At 65.6% G+C, this 15,574-nt stretch carries 12 protein-coding genes and 1 tRNA gene; 3 read left to right on the top strand and 10 right to left on the bottom strand.

All coding sequences use genetic code 11. The features are described from left to right. Positions 1-79: 79 nt before the first annotated feature. From M1L61_RS06345 to radA, 3 genes are all read right to left on the bottom strand, one after another. Entirely contained in the window at positions 80-2,386 is a 2,307-nt protein-coding gene (locus M1L61_RS06345; RefSeq protein ID WP_159359913.1) for a tetratricopeptide repeat protein, read from the bottom strand. A gap of 48 nt (positions 2,387-2,434) precedes the next feature. Next, positions 2,435-4,291 carry an ATP-binding protein gene (locus tag M1L61_RS06340; RefSeq protein WP_010483275.1) on the bottom strand — a complete coding sequence of 619 codons (1,857 nt, stop codon included), beginning with the start codon at positions 4,289-4,291 and terminating at the stop codon, positions 2,435-2,437. Positions 4,292-4,530: 239 nt separating this feature from the next. After that, the gene (gene radA, locus M1L61_RS06335) at positions 4,531-5,907 is read right to left on the bottom strand and encodes a DNA repair protein RadA (protein ID WP_049482731.1); all 1,377 of its coding nucleotides are present in this window, start codon (positions 5,905-5,907) and stop codon (positions 4,531-4,533) included. A 149-nt stretch (positions 5,908-6,056) separates the two neighbouring features. Here radA and M1L61_RS06330 point away from each other — a divergent pair, with 149 nt between their 5' ends. After that, positions 6,057-8,114, top strand: coding sequence for a bifunctional diguanylate cyclase/phosphodiesterase (locus M1L61_RS06330; protein ID WP_248854456.1), 2,058 nt, complete (start codon positions 6,057-6,059; stop codon positions 8,112-8,114). Between the two features lie 138 nt (positions 8,115-8,252). Here M1L61_RS06330 and cyoD read toward each other — a convergent pair whose 3' ends face one another. Genes cyoD through cyoA form a run of 4 tightly spaced genes read right to left on the bottom strand, consistent with a single transcriptional unit; the run spans position 8,253 to position 12,269 of the window. Further along, positions 8,253-8,594 (bottom strand): cytochrome o ubiquinol oxidase subunit IV, encoded by a 342-nt coding sequence (cyoD, locus tag M1L61_RS06325; RefSeq protein WP_005408584.1) that lies wholly within the window; start codon positions 8,592-8,594, stop codon positions 8,253-8,255. Continuing rightward, entirely contained in the window at positions 8,594-9,232 is a 639-nt protein-coding gene (gene cyoC / locus M1L61_RS06320) for a cytochrome o ubiquinol oxidase subunit III (RefSeq protein WP_005408583.1), read from the bottom strand. The genes cyoD and cyoC overlap by 1 nt, the downstream gene beginning before the upstream one ends. Further along, positions 9,229-11,226, bottom strand: coding sequence for a cytochrome o ubiquinol oxidase subunit I (gene cyoB, locus M1L61_RS06315; RefSeq protein ID WP_005408582.1), 1,998 nt, complete (start codon positions 11,224-11,226; stop codon positions 9,229-9,231). The genes cyoC and cyoB overlap by 4 nt, the downstream gene beginning before the upstream one ends. Before the next feature lie 2 nt (positions 11,227-11,228). Continuing rightward, entirely contained in the window at positions 11,229-12,269 is a 1,041-nt protein-coding gene (gene cyoA / locus M1L61_RS06310) for a ubiquinol oxidase subunit II (RefSeq protein WP_049455618.1), read from the bottom strand. A gap of 351 nt (positions 12,270-12,620) precedes the next feature. Between cyoA and M1L61_RS06305 the strand changes: the two genes are divergently transcribed. Together M1L61_RS06305 and M1L61_RS06300 are read left to right on the top strand one after the other, a co-directional pair. Then, a complete protein-coding gene (locus M1L61_RS06305) occupies positions 12,621-13,256 on the top strand; it encodes a GyrI-like domain-containing protein (protein ID WP_248854455.1) in 636 nt (211 codons plus the stop codon). Between the two features lie 13 nt (positions 13,257-13,269). Next, entirely contained in the window at positions 13,270-13,605 is a 336-nt protein-coding gene (locus M1L61_RS06300) for a hypothetical protein (RefSeq protein ID WP_248854454.1), read from the top strand. A gap of 118 nt (positions 13,606-13,723) precedes the next feature. Here M1L61_RS06300 and M1L61_RS06295 read toward each other — a convergent pair whose 3' ends face one another. The 3 genes from M1L61_RS06295 to M1L61_RS06285 all read right to left on the bottom strand — a co-directional run bounded on the left by M1L61_RS06295 (position 13,724) and on the right by M1L61_RS06285 (position 15,483). Next, positions 13,724-14,158, bottom strand: a complete 435-nt coding sequence (locus tag M1L61_RS06295; RefSeq protein WP_043396702.1) for a hypothetical protein — start codon at positions 14,156-14,158, stop codon at positions 13,724-13,726. 194 nt (positions 14,159-14,352) lie between these two features. Next, positions 14,353-14,428: transfer RNA gene (locus M1L61_RS06290), tRNA-Thr, on the bottom strand. Between the two features lie 50 nt (positions 14,429-14,478). Beyond that, on the bottom strand, positions 14,479-15,483 hold the full coding sequence (locus tag M1L61_RS06285) for a 2-hydroxyacid dehydrogenase (RefSeq protein WP_248854453.1): 1,005 nt from the start codon (positions 15,481-15,483) through the stop codon (positions 14,479-14,481). Positions 15,484-15,574: the final 91 nt, after the last annotated feature.

Raw genomic sequence — 15,574 nt, 5'->3', positions numbered from 1 at the left:
TCGTGATGGCGATCTGTTGCAGAGCCGAGCCCATGCTCGGCTGCGTTCCAGCATAAGCCGAGCGCAGGCTCGGCTCTACTTACAACCCGTAACGCTCGATCACATCCAGATGCGGCTGGCGGTCCTGGTCGCAGGCTTCGGCCAGCCGCAGCCAGCAGTGTGGGTGCGGCCACTTCGCGGTCTCCTGCTGCAGGAAGCGGTGCAGCGCCAGCGGTGCGTGGTCCTGCGGCTGCGCAACGGTGAACAGCACGCCCGGCAGGGTGCCTCCCTCCATGTCGGGGTCGGTGACGGTGTAGTCCGCGCGGCTGTGCGACCACACCTTCCAACCCTGTGCTTCGGCAGCTTCGACAAGGGCATTCCAGGCTTCTTCGCCCGGGTGCGCGCCATCGACCAGCCAGCTGCGGGCAAAACCACCGCGTTCCAGCACATGGACCTGCGCATAGGTCGGAATGAAGTGCTCGCGGGCCTCTTCTTCCTCCGGCGCCGGGTGCACCAGCGCGGCATCAAACACCACCCAGTCGCCGACCTGCTGGGCACGGTTGGCCGGTGCGTTCTCGACGATGCGTGCGGTCACCGGGCCACTGCGACGGGCGTAGTACTCCATCGGCTCGCCATTCTCTTCACTGCGGATGATCACCCAGCCCCACGGCTCCTCGACCACGCCATCCTGGCTGGACAACTCCATGCCGATCGCCGCCGCCGAGCGGCGCACCGCATCCCAGTCGCGTGCCGCGCTGGCCGCACTCATGTGGTCCCAGTGCGCGGCGTTGGGTTCCTCCAGCAGCTCCACCAGCTGCGCATAGCAGGCCTGTGCTTCGCTGAAACGGCCGGTTTCCATGTACATGCGCGCCAGCGTGCCCCGCGCGCCGTGCGAACCCGGCGAGGCGGCCAGCAGCGCCTGCGCGGCCTGCTCCAGCGCCGGCCAATCGGACACGCGACGTGCACGCTGCACCTCGCACCAGTGCGCGAACACCGGCACGCTGCCACGGTAGATCCCGGCCAGCTGACGCAGGCCCTCGTCGTCGCCCTGCTCGGTCAGCCAGCGCATCAGCGTGTAGGCGGCCGGGCCATCATCCTGATCGTGTGCGCGCACGAATCGCCACAGCAATGCGCGCGCTTCCGCCTGCGCACCACAGGCGCTCAATGCCGAGGCAGCCATCTCAGCCAGCGCCTCGTCATCGGGCAGCTGCGCCTGTGCCTGCAGCAGCCACTGGGCCTCGCGCTCCGGATCGCGCGACTGGTTCTGCTCCCCCTGCTCGCTCAGCCAGGCCAGCAGTTCGCTGGCCGGCACCGGCAGCGGCGCAACGTCAGGCAATGCATCGATACGCGCGGCCAGGTCGGCCACCAATGCTGCCGCACCACGGTCCTGGCGCAGCTGCGCCAGATGGGTACGCGCCAGTTCCAGCTGGCGCAGCGCCACCCAGCGTGCACCTCGCTGCAGCGCCAGTTCAAGGCTCAGCGCAGCAACCTCGATCAGCAGGCGGTGCGAGCCAACCTCGGCAAAATGTTCGATGATGGTGTTGAAGCGCGTGCCCAGATCCCAGGTATTGCGTGCAGGATCGCGCCGGCACAGCGCTGCGGCCGTGTTCGCCCACAGTCGCCAGTAGGTAGGCGTCAGTTCGCTCCACGGCACCAGCTGCTGCACGGCCTCTTCGTCGCGGCCCAGCTGGGCCAGCGCCCATGCCTTGGACAGGCGGCGCGGCACCGTGCAGTTGGCCGGCTCGTACTCGCCGGACGCGGCCACTTCGGCCTCTCGCTTCTCGATCAGCAACAGCGCTTCTTCGGCGCGGCCCATGCCCAGCAGGATCTTGATCTGCATTTCCGGGAAGCTGTCGAACACTTCCTTGCCGCAGGCCTCGATCGCATCCGACTGCACCTGCAGGTAATCCAGCGCATCCTGGCCGCGGCCATCATCCAGCAGCGCATCGGCCTTTTCGCAGCTCAGGCACTGGAAGCAGGCCCAGCTTGGATCGATGCGTGCAAGCGTTTCATCGCACACCTCGACACGTTCGGGAACCCAGCCCGGGCCATCGATGTTGCCGTAGCAGGCAGCCAGATCCTGGGTCACGCAGATCGACTGCGGGCACTCCATCGTGTCCTCACGATGCGCACGCTCGAACAGCGCCACGGCTTCGCCCAGCGCGCTTTCGCCTTCGACGCGGTTGCCGACGCGATTGCGCAGCGCCCAGTGGCCGACGTAGACGTCGACCCACGGGTTGTCCAGCGCCTTGCCCAGCGCACGCGCTTCAGGCAGCAGCGCGTCGACGCGGTCGACACGCAGTTCGCTCACCTCGTCGGCGAGACGGTTCAGCAGGTGCGCGTTCTGCGCCTGGCCCGCCTGGCGCAGGTCACCCTGCAGTTTTTCGACCCAGTTCCAGATGTCCATGGGGTAAGTGCTCCTGTCTAGCGAAGGCTGGATGAGAAGGTACGGTGCTCAGCGCAGCATCTGCTGCAGGGCACCGGCGATATCGGTAAAGGCGCCGTTGAGATCCGGGCCGGGCGTAGGGTTCGCGCGTGCCAGCGGGCGGCCCTGCGCGGCGACGATGATCTTCAGTGAGCGCAGCAGGCGGGCTGCGGCTTCGGCCTGTGGATGCCCCTCGCGCTGGGCGCGCAACAGCGCCTGCACGGCCGGGTTGTCGAGGTTGAGGTACAGCCGCGACGGTGCGCGCGATTCGATGCGCGCGGTGAACTGCCGGGCCAGGCGCAGCGCGGCCATCGAAACGCGCTTGTCGTTCTCGTCGTCTTCCAGGCGCTGCTTCAGCTCGGCTTCGCGGTCGGGCACCACCACCACCGGCAGCGACTCGGGGCTGAAGCGTGCCGGCAGCAGCTGTTCGCCGTCACCGAGCTGCTCGCGCAGCCATGCCAGCTGCGCCTCGTCGAGGCTGTCATCGCTGCGGAACAGTGCACGGTTGCCCTGTTCGGTCCCCAATTCAACCAAGCGCAGGCCCTTGGCCTGGGCCCAACGGCGCAGGAACGGCACCACCGCATAGCGATGGCCGTGCGCGACCGGCACGCCCATCGCGCGGAACAGCATTTCCTCGAAGCCGCCGCCGTTGTCGAGGATTACGTGCACGGCGCCACGTGCGGGCAGCGCACTGGCCGGCAGGTCGCCCTGCGAGGTCGGCACGCGCACGTGTTCCAGCAACAGGTCGAACAGGCGATCATCGCACAGCGCTGCGCCCAGCAAGGCCTCATTGTGGCGCGTGAGAACGCGTCGCCAGGCCTCCGGCTGCTGCCGCGCGACGTCGGCCAGGCCATCAATCAGCGCTTCCAGCAGCGCATGCTGCACGGCGCGGTACTGGTCGTCGCGCTGCAGATCTTCGCGGCTGGCGGTAGGCGTCAGCCGCGAGGATTCGATCACCCCGCCAATGAACCCAGCCCAGGGCGGCAGCAGGTCGCGCGCATCGTCATCCAACAGCATGCCGCGCACGAACACCGACAGGTTGCGGTTGTCGCTGGTGCCGTAGGTAGCGCCGTCCTGCACCCACAGCAGGCCGGTGGCATCGCTGTTGCCATCGGCACGCAACGGCACGGTGACGATCGGCTCGAAATCATGCTCGAAGCGCGCTGCGAACTGCAGCGCCTGGCGGCGCGCCTGCACCGGATGCGGAGCAACATCCCCCTGCCCACGCCACGGCGGCGGCTCGGGATTGAGCGCCTCGCCGGCAGCGCCGATGAAGATCGGCTCGGACAGCAGCGCACAGTAACGGCCCAGCACCTCGTGCAGGCGCGCTTCGTTGGCCAGTGGCAGGAAATCCGGATGCAGCTCCAGTTCCACCTCGGTACCGATCGCACGTGCCGGCACCTCACTGACGGTGTACTGCTCGGCATTGCTGGACACGTACAGGTGCCCCAGATCCGGCGTCTGGTACGAGGTGGTACGCACGCTGACCCGGCGCGCAAGCACGAAGGCCGACAGGAAACCGAGGCCGAACATGCCGATCAGGCCTTCATCGTCCTCGCCGCCCTGGCGCAGGCCACGGGTGTAGCCGACGCCGACGGTGGCCAGGTAATCGTGGATTTCCTGACGGGTCAGGCCGGCACCGGTGTCGGTGATGCGCAGTACGCCAGCGGCGGCATCGACCTGCACCGAAATGCGCGAAGGCACTTCGATGCCGGGCTGTTCGATGCGGCGACGGATGATCGAATCGTGCGCGTTCTGCACCAGCTCACGCAGCGCCACCACCGGGGTGGAATACAGGTGCTTGCCCAGCACCGTCATCAGTCCATTGAGATCGACCCCGGCGCGACGGATTTCGGCGTTGGGGGCGGTGAGCGCGGTGTCCTGCATGTAATCGTTTACTCCTGGGCACGGAAAGACGCCAGAGGGCGTCTTCGTCGAGCGGGAAAAACTAGCACAGGGAAGCTGACCGTTGCTGCATTGGACATGTGTAGAGCCGAGCCGATGCTCGGCTGCTGTTCGCTCTTTGTAGCGTCGAGCCATGCTCGGCTGCTGTTCGACCACCCGTCGACCATGGCTCGACGCTACAGAAAGCAGCCGGGCGTGGGCTCGGCTCTACAGTGCTGGCATCACGCCGCGTCGATGGCCTCGGACAGGCGCTCCACCGCGATCACTTCCATGCCTTTCACCGAACCGCCCTTCGGCGCATTGGCCTTGGGCACGATGGCGCGCTTGAAGCCATGGGTGGCCGCCTCACGCAGGCGGTCTTCGCCATTGGGCACCGGCCGGATCTCGCCGGACAGGCCGACTTCGCCGAAGGCAATGGTCTTCTCCGCCAGCGGCCGATCCTGCAGCGAGGACAGCACCGCCAGCAGCACCGGCAGGTCGGCCGCGGTCTCCTGCACGCGAATGCCACCGACCACATTGACGAACACATCCTGATCGCCGACCAGCACACCGCCGTGGCGATGCAGCACCGCCAGCAGCATGGCCAGCCGGTTCTGCTCCAGGCCAACCGCGACACGGCGCGGGTTCGACAGCGGCGACGCATCAACCAGCGCCTGCACCTCCACCAGCAGCGGCCGGGTGCCCTCGCGGGTGACCATCACGCAACTGCCCGGTTGATGGGTGCTGCCACCGGACAGGAAGATCGCCGATGGGTTGGAGACCTCCTTCAGGCCCTTGTCGCCCATCGCGAACACGCCCAGCTCGTTGACTGCACCGAAGCGGTTCTTGAAGGCGCGCAGCAGGCGGAAGCGGCTGCCGCTCTCGCCTTCGAAATACAGCACCGCATCGACCATGTGTTCGAGCACGCGCGGGCCGGCGATGCCGCCCTCCTTGGTCACGTGACCGACCAGGAACACGGCGGTGCCGGTTTCCTTGGCGAAGCGCACCAGCCGCGCAGCACTCTCGCGTACCTGGCTGACCGAGCCCGGCGCGGCGGTCAGGCTCTCGGTCCACAGGGTCTGCACGGAATCGGCCACGATCAGCCGCGGTCCAGCCCTGGAGGCATGCTGCAGGATCGACTCGACGCCGGTCTCGGCCAGCGCATTGACGCCATCCAGCGGCAGCTCCAGGCGATGCGCGCGGCCAGCCACCTGCGCCAGCGACTCCTCGCCGGTGACGTACAGCACCGGCAATTCAGCCGCCATCTTCGCCACCGCCTGCAGCAGCAGGGTCGACTTGCCGATGCCCGGGTCGCCACCGACCAGTACCACCGCGCCCTCGACCAGGCCGCCGCCGAGCACGCGGTCGAACTCGCCGATGCCGGTGCTGACCCGGCGGTGCTCGGTCTGCTCCACGTCCTTCAGCGCGGTGATCTTCGGCGGGTCGATCTTGCCCGCCCAGCCGGCCCGGCGCGACGTTGGCGCCTTGGCCGCCGCCGCGCTCTCCAGCACGATTTCCGACAGCGAGTTCCAGGCGTTGCACTCGGTGCACTGGCCCTGCCACTTGCTGAATTCGGCGCCGCATTCATTGCAGACGTAGGCGATGCGGGCTTTTGCCATTGGATGATTTCCAGCAACGGGAACAGGCGTGGCAGGATAGCCGAGCCGGGTCGCAGGTGCTGCGACCGCTCAAGTCCTGCCCACCCGCGCCGATAGGGGTCGCGGGCGTGCGCCTTGCGGGCGCCCCTCCCTCCCCCTCTGGATTCAACATGACTGGCAGTTACAGTCAGAGCCTGGTCGCCATCTCCCTGCTGGTGGCCATTCTTGCTTCGTACACAGCGCTGGACATGGCCGGCCGCCTGGCCACGGCCGAGGGCCGCGTGGCCCGCTGGTGGCTGGCCGGCGGTGCAGCGGCGATGGGCCTGGGTATCTGGTCGATGCATTTCATCGGCATGCTGGCCTTCGACCTGCCGATCCCGGTCGGCTACGACCTCGGCATCACCCTCTACTCGCTGGCCGTGTCGATCGGCGCCTCTGCCTATGCGCTGTGGCTGGTGTCGCGGCCCAGCCTGCCCTGGCGACGGCTGCTGGCCGGCGCCGTGCTGATGGGCCTGGGCATTGCCACGATGCACTACCTCGGCATGGCCGCGATGCGCATGCAGCCGGGCATCGACTATCACCCGGGCTGGTTCGCCGCCTCCATTGCGGTGGCCATCGGCGCCGCCGGTGCTGCGCTGTGGATCGCATTCCGCCTGCGTGCCGAGCAGCGCAACACCATGCGCCTGCGCGCACTGGCCTCGCTGGTGATGGGCCTGGCCATCGTCGGCATGCATTACACCGGCATGGCGGCGGCGCGCTTCCCCGAAGGCAGCATCTGTGGCGCCGTCGGCAGTGGCGGCATCGACACGCGCTGGCTGGCGGTGCTGGTGATCGTCACCACCGTGGCCACTCTGGGTATCGCCCTGGTCGCCTCGCTGTTCGACCGGCAGATGCGCGTGCGCACCGGCCTGCTGGCCGATTCGCTGGCGCATGCCAACAACAAGCTGATCCAGGCCGCCCTGCACGACCCGTTGACCCAGCTGCCCAACCGCATGCTGCTGCAGGACCGCATCGAGCAGGCCATCGAGAAGGCGCGGCGCCGCAACCATGCGGTGGCGGTGATGTTCTGCGACCTGGACGGCTTCAAGGCGGTCAACGATGCCTACGGGCACCAGCTGGGCGACCGCCTGCTGGTGGCGGTGGCGCAGCGTATCAGCGGCCTGCTGCGTCCGCAGGATACCTTCGCCCGCCTCGGCGGCGACGAGTTCGTGATCGTGCTGGCCATCGATATTCCCGACGATGCGGTGGTGGTGGCCGAGCGGATCATCGCGGCGGCTGGCGAACCGTTCCTGCTGGATGCAGCCGAGCTGCAGGTCAGCGCAAGCCTGGGCATCGCCCTGTACCCGGATGACGCCGGCAACGAGCGCGAGCTGATGGCACACGCCGACGCTGCGATGTACCACACCAAGGAAACCGGGCGGAACGGCTATACGTTCTTCACCCCCTCGATGCAGCTCAGCGCCAACCGTCAGCTGCGCCTGCTGCAGGACCTGCGCAAGGCCGTGATGCGCAATGAACTGATCCTGCATTACCAGCCCAAGTTCCCGGCCGCGGGCGCGCCAGCCACCGGCGCCGAGGCGCTGCTGCGCTGGCAGCATCCGGAGCTGGGCCTGCTGGCGCCGGACGTGTTCATCCCCATTGCCGAACGCAGTGGCCTGATCCTGCCGATCGGCGACTGGGTGCTGGACCGCGCCTGTGCGCAGTTGCGTGCGTGGCACGATGCCGGACATGCCGAATGGTCGATGGCAGTGAACCTGTCGCCCTTGCAGTTCTCCTCCCCGGCCCTTCTGGACAGCGTGCGCGGGGTGCTCGAACGGCACCACATCGAGCCGGCGCGGCTGACCCTGGAGATCACCGAGACCACGGCGATGAAGGACGTCGACGCCAGCCTGGCGATCCTCAACGACCTGACCGCGATGGGCGTGCACATTGCCATCGACGACTTCGGCACGGGCTATTCCAGCCTGCTGTACCTGAAACGCATGCCGGCCACCGAACTGAAGATCGACCGCGCGTTCGTGCATGACCTGGAATGCAATGAAGAGGACGCCGCCATCGTCTCGTCGATCATCGCGCTGGGACGCACCCTGCAGCTGCAGGTGGTGGCCGAAGGCGTGGAGACGCAGGCGCAGCGCGAGTACCTGAGCGAACTGGGCTGCGACCAGTTGCAGGGCTACCACCTGGGCCGACCGATGGACGCCGAGGAATTTCTGCGCCGAGTGGGCTGAGCCGATGTGCGGAGCAAGCTCCGCACCCACCTCATCAGGAGATCCACGCCGTGCGTGGATGTTCCTCGCCGCCCCCCCCACGGCAAACAGAAAGGCCGCCCGAGGGCGGCCTTTCTGCGTGGCAACGTCGCGAAGACGTCAGTGCATCATGTGCACGTTCATGTTGTGCATGACCCACAGGGTGCCGACCACGATGATGCCGATCACCACCACGGTGAAGGCCGCAGCGTTGACGTTCCAGCGGCTTTCCGAAGAGCGGTCCAGGTGCAGGAAGAACACCAGGTGGACCAGCATCTGCAGCACCGCGGTGATCGCGATCACCACACCGTTGACGGTGCGCGAGAAATCACCCGACATCACCATCCAGAACGGGATGACGGTCAGCACCACCGCCAGCACGAAGCCGATCAGGTACGACTTCACGGTGCCATGGCTTTCGCCGCCGGTGCCGTGGTCGTGTGCATGGTTGTCATGTGCCATTACAGGGCTCCATTGAGGTAGACGACGGAGAACACGCCGATCCAGATCAGGTCCAGGAAGTGCCAGAACAGGCTCAGGCACGCCATGCGGGTCTTGTTGGTCGGGGTCAGGCCGTACTTCTTCAGCTGCACGAACATCACCAGCAGCCACAGCAGGCCGGCGCTGACGTGCAGGCCGTGGGTACCGACCAGGGCAAAGAACGCCGACAGGAAGGCACTGCGGTCCGGACCGTAGCCCTGGTGGATCAGGTGCTGGAACTCCCACACTTCCATGCACATGAAGCCGAAGCCCAGCAGCCAGGTGATGCCCAGCCACAGGTACATCTGGCCCATCTGCTTGCGGTGCATGGCGATCATGCCCAGGCCGAAGGTCAGCGAGGAGGTCAGCAGCAGCGCGGTTTCCCATGCAACGAACGGCAGTTCGAACAGGTCCTTCGCGGTGGGGCCACCATCGGTGCCGCCCGCCAGCACCACGTAGGTGGCGAACAGCGAGGCGAAGATGAGGCAGTCGCTCATCAGGTACACCCAGAAACCGAAGACGGTATTGCCGCCGGTGTCGTGGTGCTCGTGGTCGTCATGGCCATGGGCCGCCGCGTGCGCGGCGTGCCCGTGGCTCAGGGTCGAGGTATTGGTGCTCATGCCTTCAGCTCCGACTTCACCAGGCCCTGGGCTTCCAGGTGCTTGCGGTGTTCGTTCTCGATGCGTTCCACCTCGGCGGCCGGGACCCAGTAGTCCACGTCCTGGTCGAAGGTGCGGTAGATGAACGTGGCGATCATGCCGACGAAGCCGACGATGGCCAGCCACCAGATGTGCCAGATCATCGCGAAGCCGAACACCAGGCTGAAGGCACCGATGACAACGCCCGTGCCGGTGTTGCGCGGCATGTGGATGTCGGTGTACTTGGCCGGCTTCGGCCAGGCTTCACCACGCTGCTTGCGCTCCCAGAAATCGTCCAGCTCGGTGACTTCCGGCAGCGTGCCGAAGTTGTAGAAGGCCGGCGGCGAAGAGGTTTCCCACTCCAGCGTACGGGCATCCCACGGGTCGCCGGTCAGGTCGACGGTCTTCTTGCGGTCGCGGATCGACACGGCCACCTGGATGATCTGGCACAGGATGCCGGCGCCAACGATGAAGGCACCTGCGGCGGCGATCAGCAGCAGCGGCTCGTAGGCCGGGTTGACCGTGCTCTGCAGGCGACGGGTCATGCCCATGAAGCCCAGCACGTACATCGGCATGAAGGTCACGTAGAAGCCGATGAACCAGCACCAGAACGCGCACTTGCCCCAGAACTCGTTCAGGCGGAAGCCGAACATCTTCGGCCACCAGTAGGTGATGCCGGCGAACATGCCGAACACCACGCCGCCGATGATGACGTTGTGGAAGTGGGCAATCAGGAACAGGCTGTTGTGCAGCACGAAGTCGATGGCCGGGATCGCCAGCATCACGCCGGTCATGCCGCCGATGACGAAGGTGACCATGAAGCCGATGGTCCACAGCACCGGGGTGGTGAAGTGCACGCGGCCGCGGAACATGGTGAACAGCCAGTTGAAGATCTTCACGCCGGTCGGGATCGAAATGATCATCGTCGTGATGCCGAAGAAGGCATTGACGTTGGCACCCGAGCCCATGGTGAAGAAGTGGTGCAGCCACACGATGAACGACAGCACGCCGATGCAGGCGGTGGCGTAGACCATGCCCTTGTAGCCGAACAGCGCCTTGCGCGAGAAGGTCGCGATGACTTCGGAGAACACACCGAACGCCGGCAGGACCAGGATGTACACCTCCGGGTGACCCCAGATCCAGATCAGGTTGATGTACAGCATGGCGTTGCCGCCACCGTCATTGGTGAAGAAGTGCGTTCCCAGGTAACGGTCCAGGGTCAGCAGCACCAGGGTGATGGTCAGCACCGGGAAGGCGGCGACGATCAGCACGTTGGTCACCAGGGCGGTCCAGGTGAACACCGGCATCTGCATCAGCTTCATGCTGGGGGTACGCATCTTCAGGATGGTGATGAAGAAGTTGATACCGCTCAGCGTGGTACCCAGGCCTGCGACCTGTAGACCCCAGATGTAGTAGTCCATGCCGACGCTTGGACTGTATTCGATGCCCGACAACGGCGGGAACGCCAGCCAGCCGGTGGCGGCGAACTCACCGATCCACAGCGACAGCATGATCAGTACCGCACCGGACACGAACAGCCAGAAGCTGAGCGAGTTGACGAACGGGAACGCGACGTCGCGCGCACCGATCTGCAGCGGCACGGCCAGGTTCATCAGGCCGGTGATCAGCGGCATCGCCACGAAGAAGATCATGATCACGCCGTGGGCGGTGAAGATCTGGTCGTAGTGGTGCGGCGGCAGGTAACCCTCGGACCCGCCGACGGCGAGCGCCTGCTGGGTACGCATCATGATGGCGTCGGAGAAACCGCGCAGCAGCATGACGAAGGCGACGATGAGGTACATCACGCCGATCTTCTTGTGATCCACCGAGGTGAACCACTCCTTCCACAGATAGCCCCACAGCTTGAACTTGGTGATCAGGGCCATGACGCCCAGGCCACCCAGCACCGCGCCGACCAGGGTGGTCAGCACGATTGGATCGTGGGGGATCGACTCAAGAGAGAGTTTTCCCAACATGTTCATTCTCCCGAACCCGCGTGGCCGGCATGGCCCGCGTGTTCGTGTTCGTTGGCATCCAGGTTTTCACCCGATTCCTTGGAATCATGTGCGTCACTGGGGGCATGGCCCTCGTGCGCTTCATGGCTGGCGGCATCGGCAGCGGCGGCACCAGCGTGCGAGTGCTTCATGCCGTAGTGCTTGTTGTCGCCCATGTGCTTGGCGATGACCCAGTCGAACAGGCCTTCTTCGGTCTTGCCGAAGTAGGTCACCGGGTACCACTCGGCGTTGCGTGCTTCACCCAGGGCCTTGAACGAAGCCTTGTCCAGCGTCTGCTCGCCGGCGCGGACCTGGTCCAGCCACTGGCGGTATTCGGCATCGGTGACCGAGTAGGCGGTGAAGTGCATCTTGGCGAAGCCCGCGCCGCTGTAGTGCGAGGACATGCCCGGGAATTCACCGGTCTCGTTGGCGATCAGATGGAGCTTGGTCTCCATCGCAGCCATCGAGTAGATCATGCTGCCCAGGTGCGGGATGAAGAAGGCATTCATCACCGAATCGGACGTGATCTTGAAGTTCAGCGGCGTGTTGACCGGGAACTTGATTTCGTTGACGACCGCCACCTTCTCTTCCGGATAGATGAACAGCCACTTCCAGTCCAGCGAGATCGCCTCGATGGTGACCGGCTTGACGTCCGATTCCAGCGGCTTGTACGGGTCCAGTGCGTGCGACGAGCGCCAGGTCAGGACCGCCAGTACCAGCACGATCATGCAGGGAATGGACCACACCACCACCTCGATCGCCGTCGAGTGGGACCACTTCGGCTCGTAACGGGCCTTGGTGTTGGAGGCGCGATACTTCCACGCGAAGGTCAGGGTCATGATGATGACCGGGATGACGACCAGCAGCATGAGCACGGTAGCCGTGATCAGCAGGGTCTTCTCATCCTGGCCGATCTGGCCCTTCGGACTGAGGATGGCCACGGCATCGCAGCCGGTGAGCATCACCAGCAACGACAGCAGCAGGCCCGGGCGCAACCAGCGCCCAAGGGTTTTCAACGGAATCATCGGTCGATCCAATTGCGAGGGAATGCCGTTCCCCGTCCTGCCTGTTCCGGCCAAAGCCGGTCCCACCGGTCCGGAAGACAGGTAGGGAGGTGGGGTCGAGTCAGCCTTTCAATTTTAGGCCGTCACCCACCATTTAAGAAAGGCATTGACAATGATCGAGCGCAGGAAAGGCCCGTTTCTGGCTGCGACACGTTGTCGCACCGCGCAGGCGCGGCGGGCAGAACACCCGGGGGCGGCATCCTAGCATCGGGCGATGGCGGCTGCTCCGCCCGTGTTCGGCAAAGTCGCCTGAACATGTTCAGGCATGCCTGCGAAGGTAATGCATGGGATGCTCGGCGCTGGAGGAAGCCCATGGACAAGATCGACTTCAAGAAGCGCGACCGGGCGCTGTATCAACCGCCCGCCGGCAAGTTCGTACGGGTCGATGTGCTGCCCCTGCCCTACGTGATGGTCGATGGTCGCGGCGACCCGAACACGGCCCCCGCCTACCTGCAGGCCGTGCAGTGGCTGTATTCGGTGAGCTATGCACTGAAGTTCGCACTGAAGGCCACGGGCCAGGACTACGTGGTGCCACCGCTGGAAGCACTGTGGAGCGCCGAGGACCCGGCCAGCTTCGTCGCGCGGCGGAAGGATGAGTGGGTCTGGACGGTGATGATCCGCACGCCCGAGGGCATCGACCCTGCACAGTGGCAGGCCGCGATCAGCAAGGCGCGCACGAAGCTGGGAGAGGCTCCACCCAGCCTTCGCCATCAGATCCTTGCCGAGGGCCCAAGCCTGCAGACCTTGCACGTGGGCGCCTACGACGACGAAGGCCCCACCCTGGCGCAGATGCATGACGAAGTGATGCCCGCACTGGGATACACCTTTGCCGGCCCCCATCATGAGATCTACCTGAGCGACCCGCGCAGGACCGACGCAGCGCGGTTGAAAACCGTGCTGCGACAGCCGGTGCGGCCGATCGGGCCTGATGAGGATTCCCGCATATGAGACAAGGAATGCCATGCGCCTGATCAACCGATTGCTGCACTGGACCACCCTGCCCGCCGGGCGCCGCCTGATGGCCGTGCTGGGTGCCGCGCTGGTGATCGTGCTGGCCTGCAATCCGGATCTGCTGCCGTTGTTGCCGGTCGTGGATGCGCTGGAGCTGGACGTGCTGATGCTGCTGCTGGCTGCGCAGGTGGTGGCGGTCCTGCCTTGGGTGCGGGAGCGGGCCACGTGCGGAACCAGAGTGCTCGCACGCCTGCTGATCGCCGCATCGGCGGGAGCAGCAGGTGGTTATCTCCGGCAGCTCGCGTGGTGGCTGGCGCGGGACGCGGTGATCGCTGGACGTAAATGAAGGTGTGTTCCCATCGGTGACGTTGCAGACCGCCCCCTTCCCTTGGGCAGAAACAGAAAGCCCGCGCAAGGGCTGGGGCGTTCCGTTGATGGACCTGCTCGCCTTGCGTGGAGCGCGCCTAGAACGCGGTCGGACCGATCTGAATCACGCCATCATGGGCCAACGCGAGACGGATCTTGGTCCTGCCACCCGCCGTGACCATTTGGGAAATCTCGCGCCTATGCGCCGATTCATCCCCCCACGAACAGAGCCCTTTGCCCGCGAAAATTGCGCTGACAATGCGATTCCCGGAGGGAACAGACAGCGAGACAGACTCTCCCCGCTGCAGATGGGCTGCCAGGGTGCCGTCGATATACAGTGCAAGCGGGCACGCCCCACCAACCGCGCCAACGTCGCGCGTAACGATTACCTGTCCGGAAGCACTGTCACCTATCCCATTGAAGGCGAAAACCCGCTCGGCAGGCACCGGTTGCGCCTGTTCGGAGCTGATCTGACGGGTTGCACAGCCGGCAAGAACGACGCACGCCATCAGACTCACCACGATCTTCTTCATGACACCCCCTGTTGATTGAAACTGACTTGCCCGATCCAGCCCAGGGCCGCAAGCAATCCACGACGGCAATGGTAATGACCCCGACTGAGCCAGTACATGCCTGCAGTTCCATCGGACGCTTCCGCCAGGGCCGGGCCGCGCCAGCACAGCCCAAACAAAAAGCCCCGACCTAGGCCGGGGCTTTTCATTACAACTGGTGCCGGAAACAGGAGTCGAACCTGCGACCTACGCATTACGAATGCGCCGCTCTACCAACTGAGCTATTCCGGCGGAGCCCGCGATTTTACGGGCTGGGCGCCCCGGCGGTCAATTCACCCGGCTCAGCTCGCCTCCACCCGGTTCGAACACACCCGCCCCTCGGCGAAATCCCGCAGGTTCCCCAGCGTGATTGCCGAGATCTCCTGCAGCGCATCTACGGTGAAGAACCCCTGGTGGCCGGTCACCAGCACGTTGGGGAAGGTCATCAGGCGCTGGAAGGCCTCATCATCGATGATCTCGCCGGACAGGTCCTGGAAGAACAGCGCGCTTTCCTGCTCGTAGACGTCGATGGCCAGATGACCCAGCCGCCGCGACTTCAGCGCGCGGATCACCGCATGGGTATCGACCAGCGCGCCGCGCGAGGTGTTGACCAGCATCGCGCCCGGATTCATCCGCGCCAGCGACGCATCATTGATCAGGTGGTGGGTCTCAGGCGTCAGCGGGCAATGCAGCGACACGATGTCGGCGCGCGCCAGCAGTTCATCCAGCCCAACCATGTCGCCCACGCCGGCGAAGGCCGGCGACGGGTACGGGTCGTGCCCCAGCACGATGCAACCCATGCCCCTGAAGATGCGCGCGGTGGCCAGCCCGATCTTGCCGGTACCGACGATGCCCACGGTGCGGCCATGCAGGGTGCGCCCGAGCAGGCCATCGAGCATGAAGTTGCCTTCGCGCACCCGGTTGTAGGCGCGATGGGTCTGCCGGTTGAGGGTCATCACCAGCGCCAGCGCATGCTCGGCCACCGCCTCCGGCGAATAGGCCGGTACGCGTGCGACGAACAGATCCAGCGCTTTTGCAACCGCCAGATCCACGTTGTTGAAACCTGCGCATCGCAGCAGCACGGCCCGCACCCCCACCGCATGCAGGGCGTGCAGTACCGGCCCATCCAGGCGGTCGTTGACGAACACGCATACGGCTGCGCAATCCTGCGCCAGCGCCGCCGTGTGCACGTCCAGCGCCACATCGAAGTACACGAACGCAAAGCCGTCCCCAGCCGCATCGCGCTGGTTCGCCTCATCAAGGAAGCGGCGGTCGTAGGGACGGGCACTGAAGACGGCGATCTGCATGGATGGGCCTGGGTGGAATGCCATACCGACCATACCGCACCAGCGCCCGCGTTGGGATGGCACCGGCGATGCCGTCATCGCCGGTGCCGGG

This window comes from Stenotrophomonas sp. NY11291 (assembly GCF_023277365.1).
GTDB classification, from domain to species: domain Bacteria; phylum Pseudomonadota; class Gammaproteobacteria; order Xanthomonadales; family Xanthomonadaceae; genus Stenotrophomonas; species Stenotrophomonas geniculata.
The sequence above is the reverse complement of the archived record's forward strand: the minus strand, read 5'-3'. Positions and strand labels throughout refer to the sequence as shown.

Coding starts and splice junctions, on each gene's coding strand:
- M1L61_RS06345 (WP_159359913.1), bottom strand. CDS start 2,386: ATGGACATCTGGAACTGGGTCGAAAAACTGCAGGGTGACCTGCGCCAG.
- M1L61_RS06340 (WP_010483275.1), bottom strand. CDS start 4,291: ATGCAGGACACCGCGCTCACCGCCCCCAACGCCGAAATCCGTCGCGCC.
- radA (WP_049482731.1), bottom strand. CDS start 5,907: ATGGCAAAAGCCCGCATCGCCTACGTCTGCAATGAATGCGGCGCCGAA.
- M1L61_RS06330 (WP_248854456.1), top strand. CDS start 6,057: ATGACTGGCAGTTACAGTCAGAGCCTGGTCGCCATCTCCCTGCTGGTG.
- cyoD (WP_005408584.1), bottom strand. CDS start 8,594: ATGGCACATGACAACCATGCACACGACCACGGCACCGGCGGCGAAAGC.
- cyoC (WP_005408583.1), bottom strand. CDS start 9,232: ATGAGCACCAATACCTCGACCCTGAGCCACGGGCACGCCGCGCACGCG.
- cyoB (WP_005408582.1), bottom strand. CDS start 11,226: ATGTTGGGAAAACTCTCTCTTGAGTCGATCCCCCACGATCCAATCGTG.
- cyoA (WP_049455618.1), bottom strand. CDS start 12,269: ATGATTCCGTTGAAAACCCTTGGGCGCTGGTTGCGCCCGGGCCTGCTG.
- M1L61_RS06305 (WP_248854455.1), top strand. CDS start 12,621: ATGGACAAGATCGACTTCAAGAAGCGCGACCGGGCGCTGTATCAACCG.
- M1L61_RS06300 (WP_248854454.1), top strand. CDS start 13,270: ATGCGCCTGATCAACCGATTGCTGCACTGGACCACCCTGCCCGCCGGG.
- M1L61_RS06295 (WP_043396702.1), bottom strand. CDS start 14,158: ATGAAGAAGATCGTGGTGAGTCTGATGGCGTGCGTCGTTCTTGCCGGC.
- M1L61_RS06285 (WP_248854453.1), bottom strand. CDS start 15,483: ATGCAGATCGCCGTCTTCAGTGCCCGTCCCTACGACCGCCGCTTCCTT.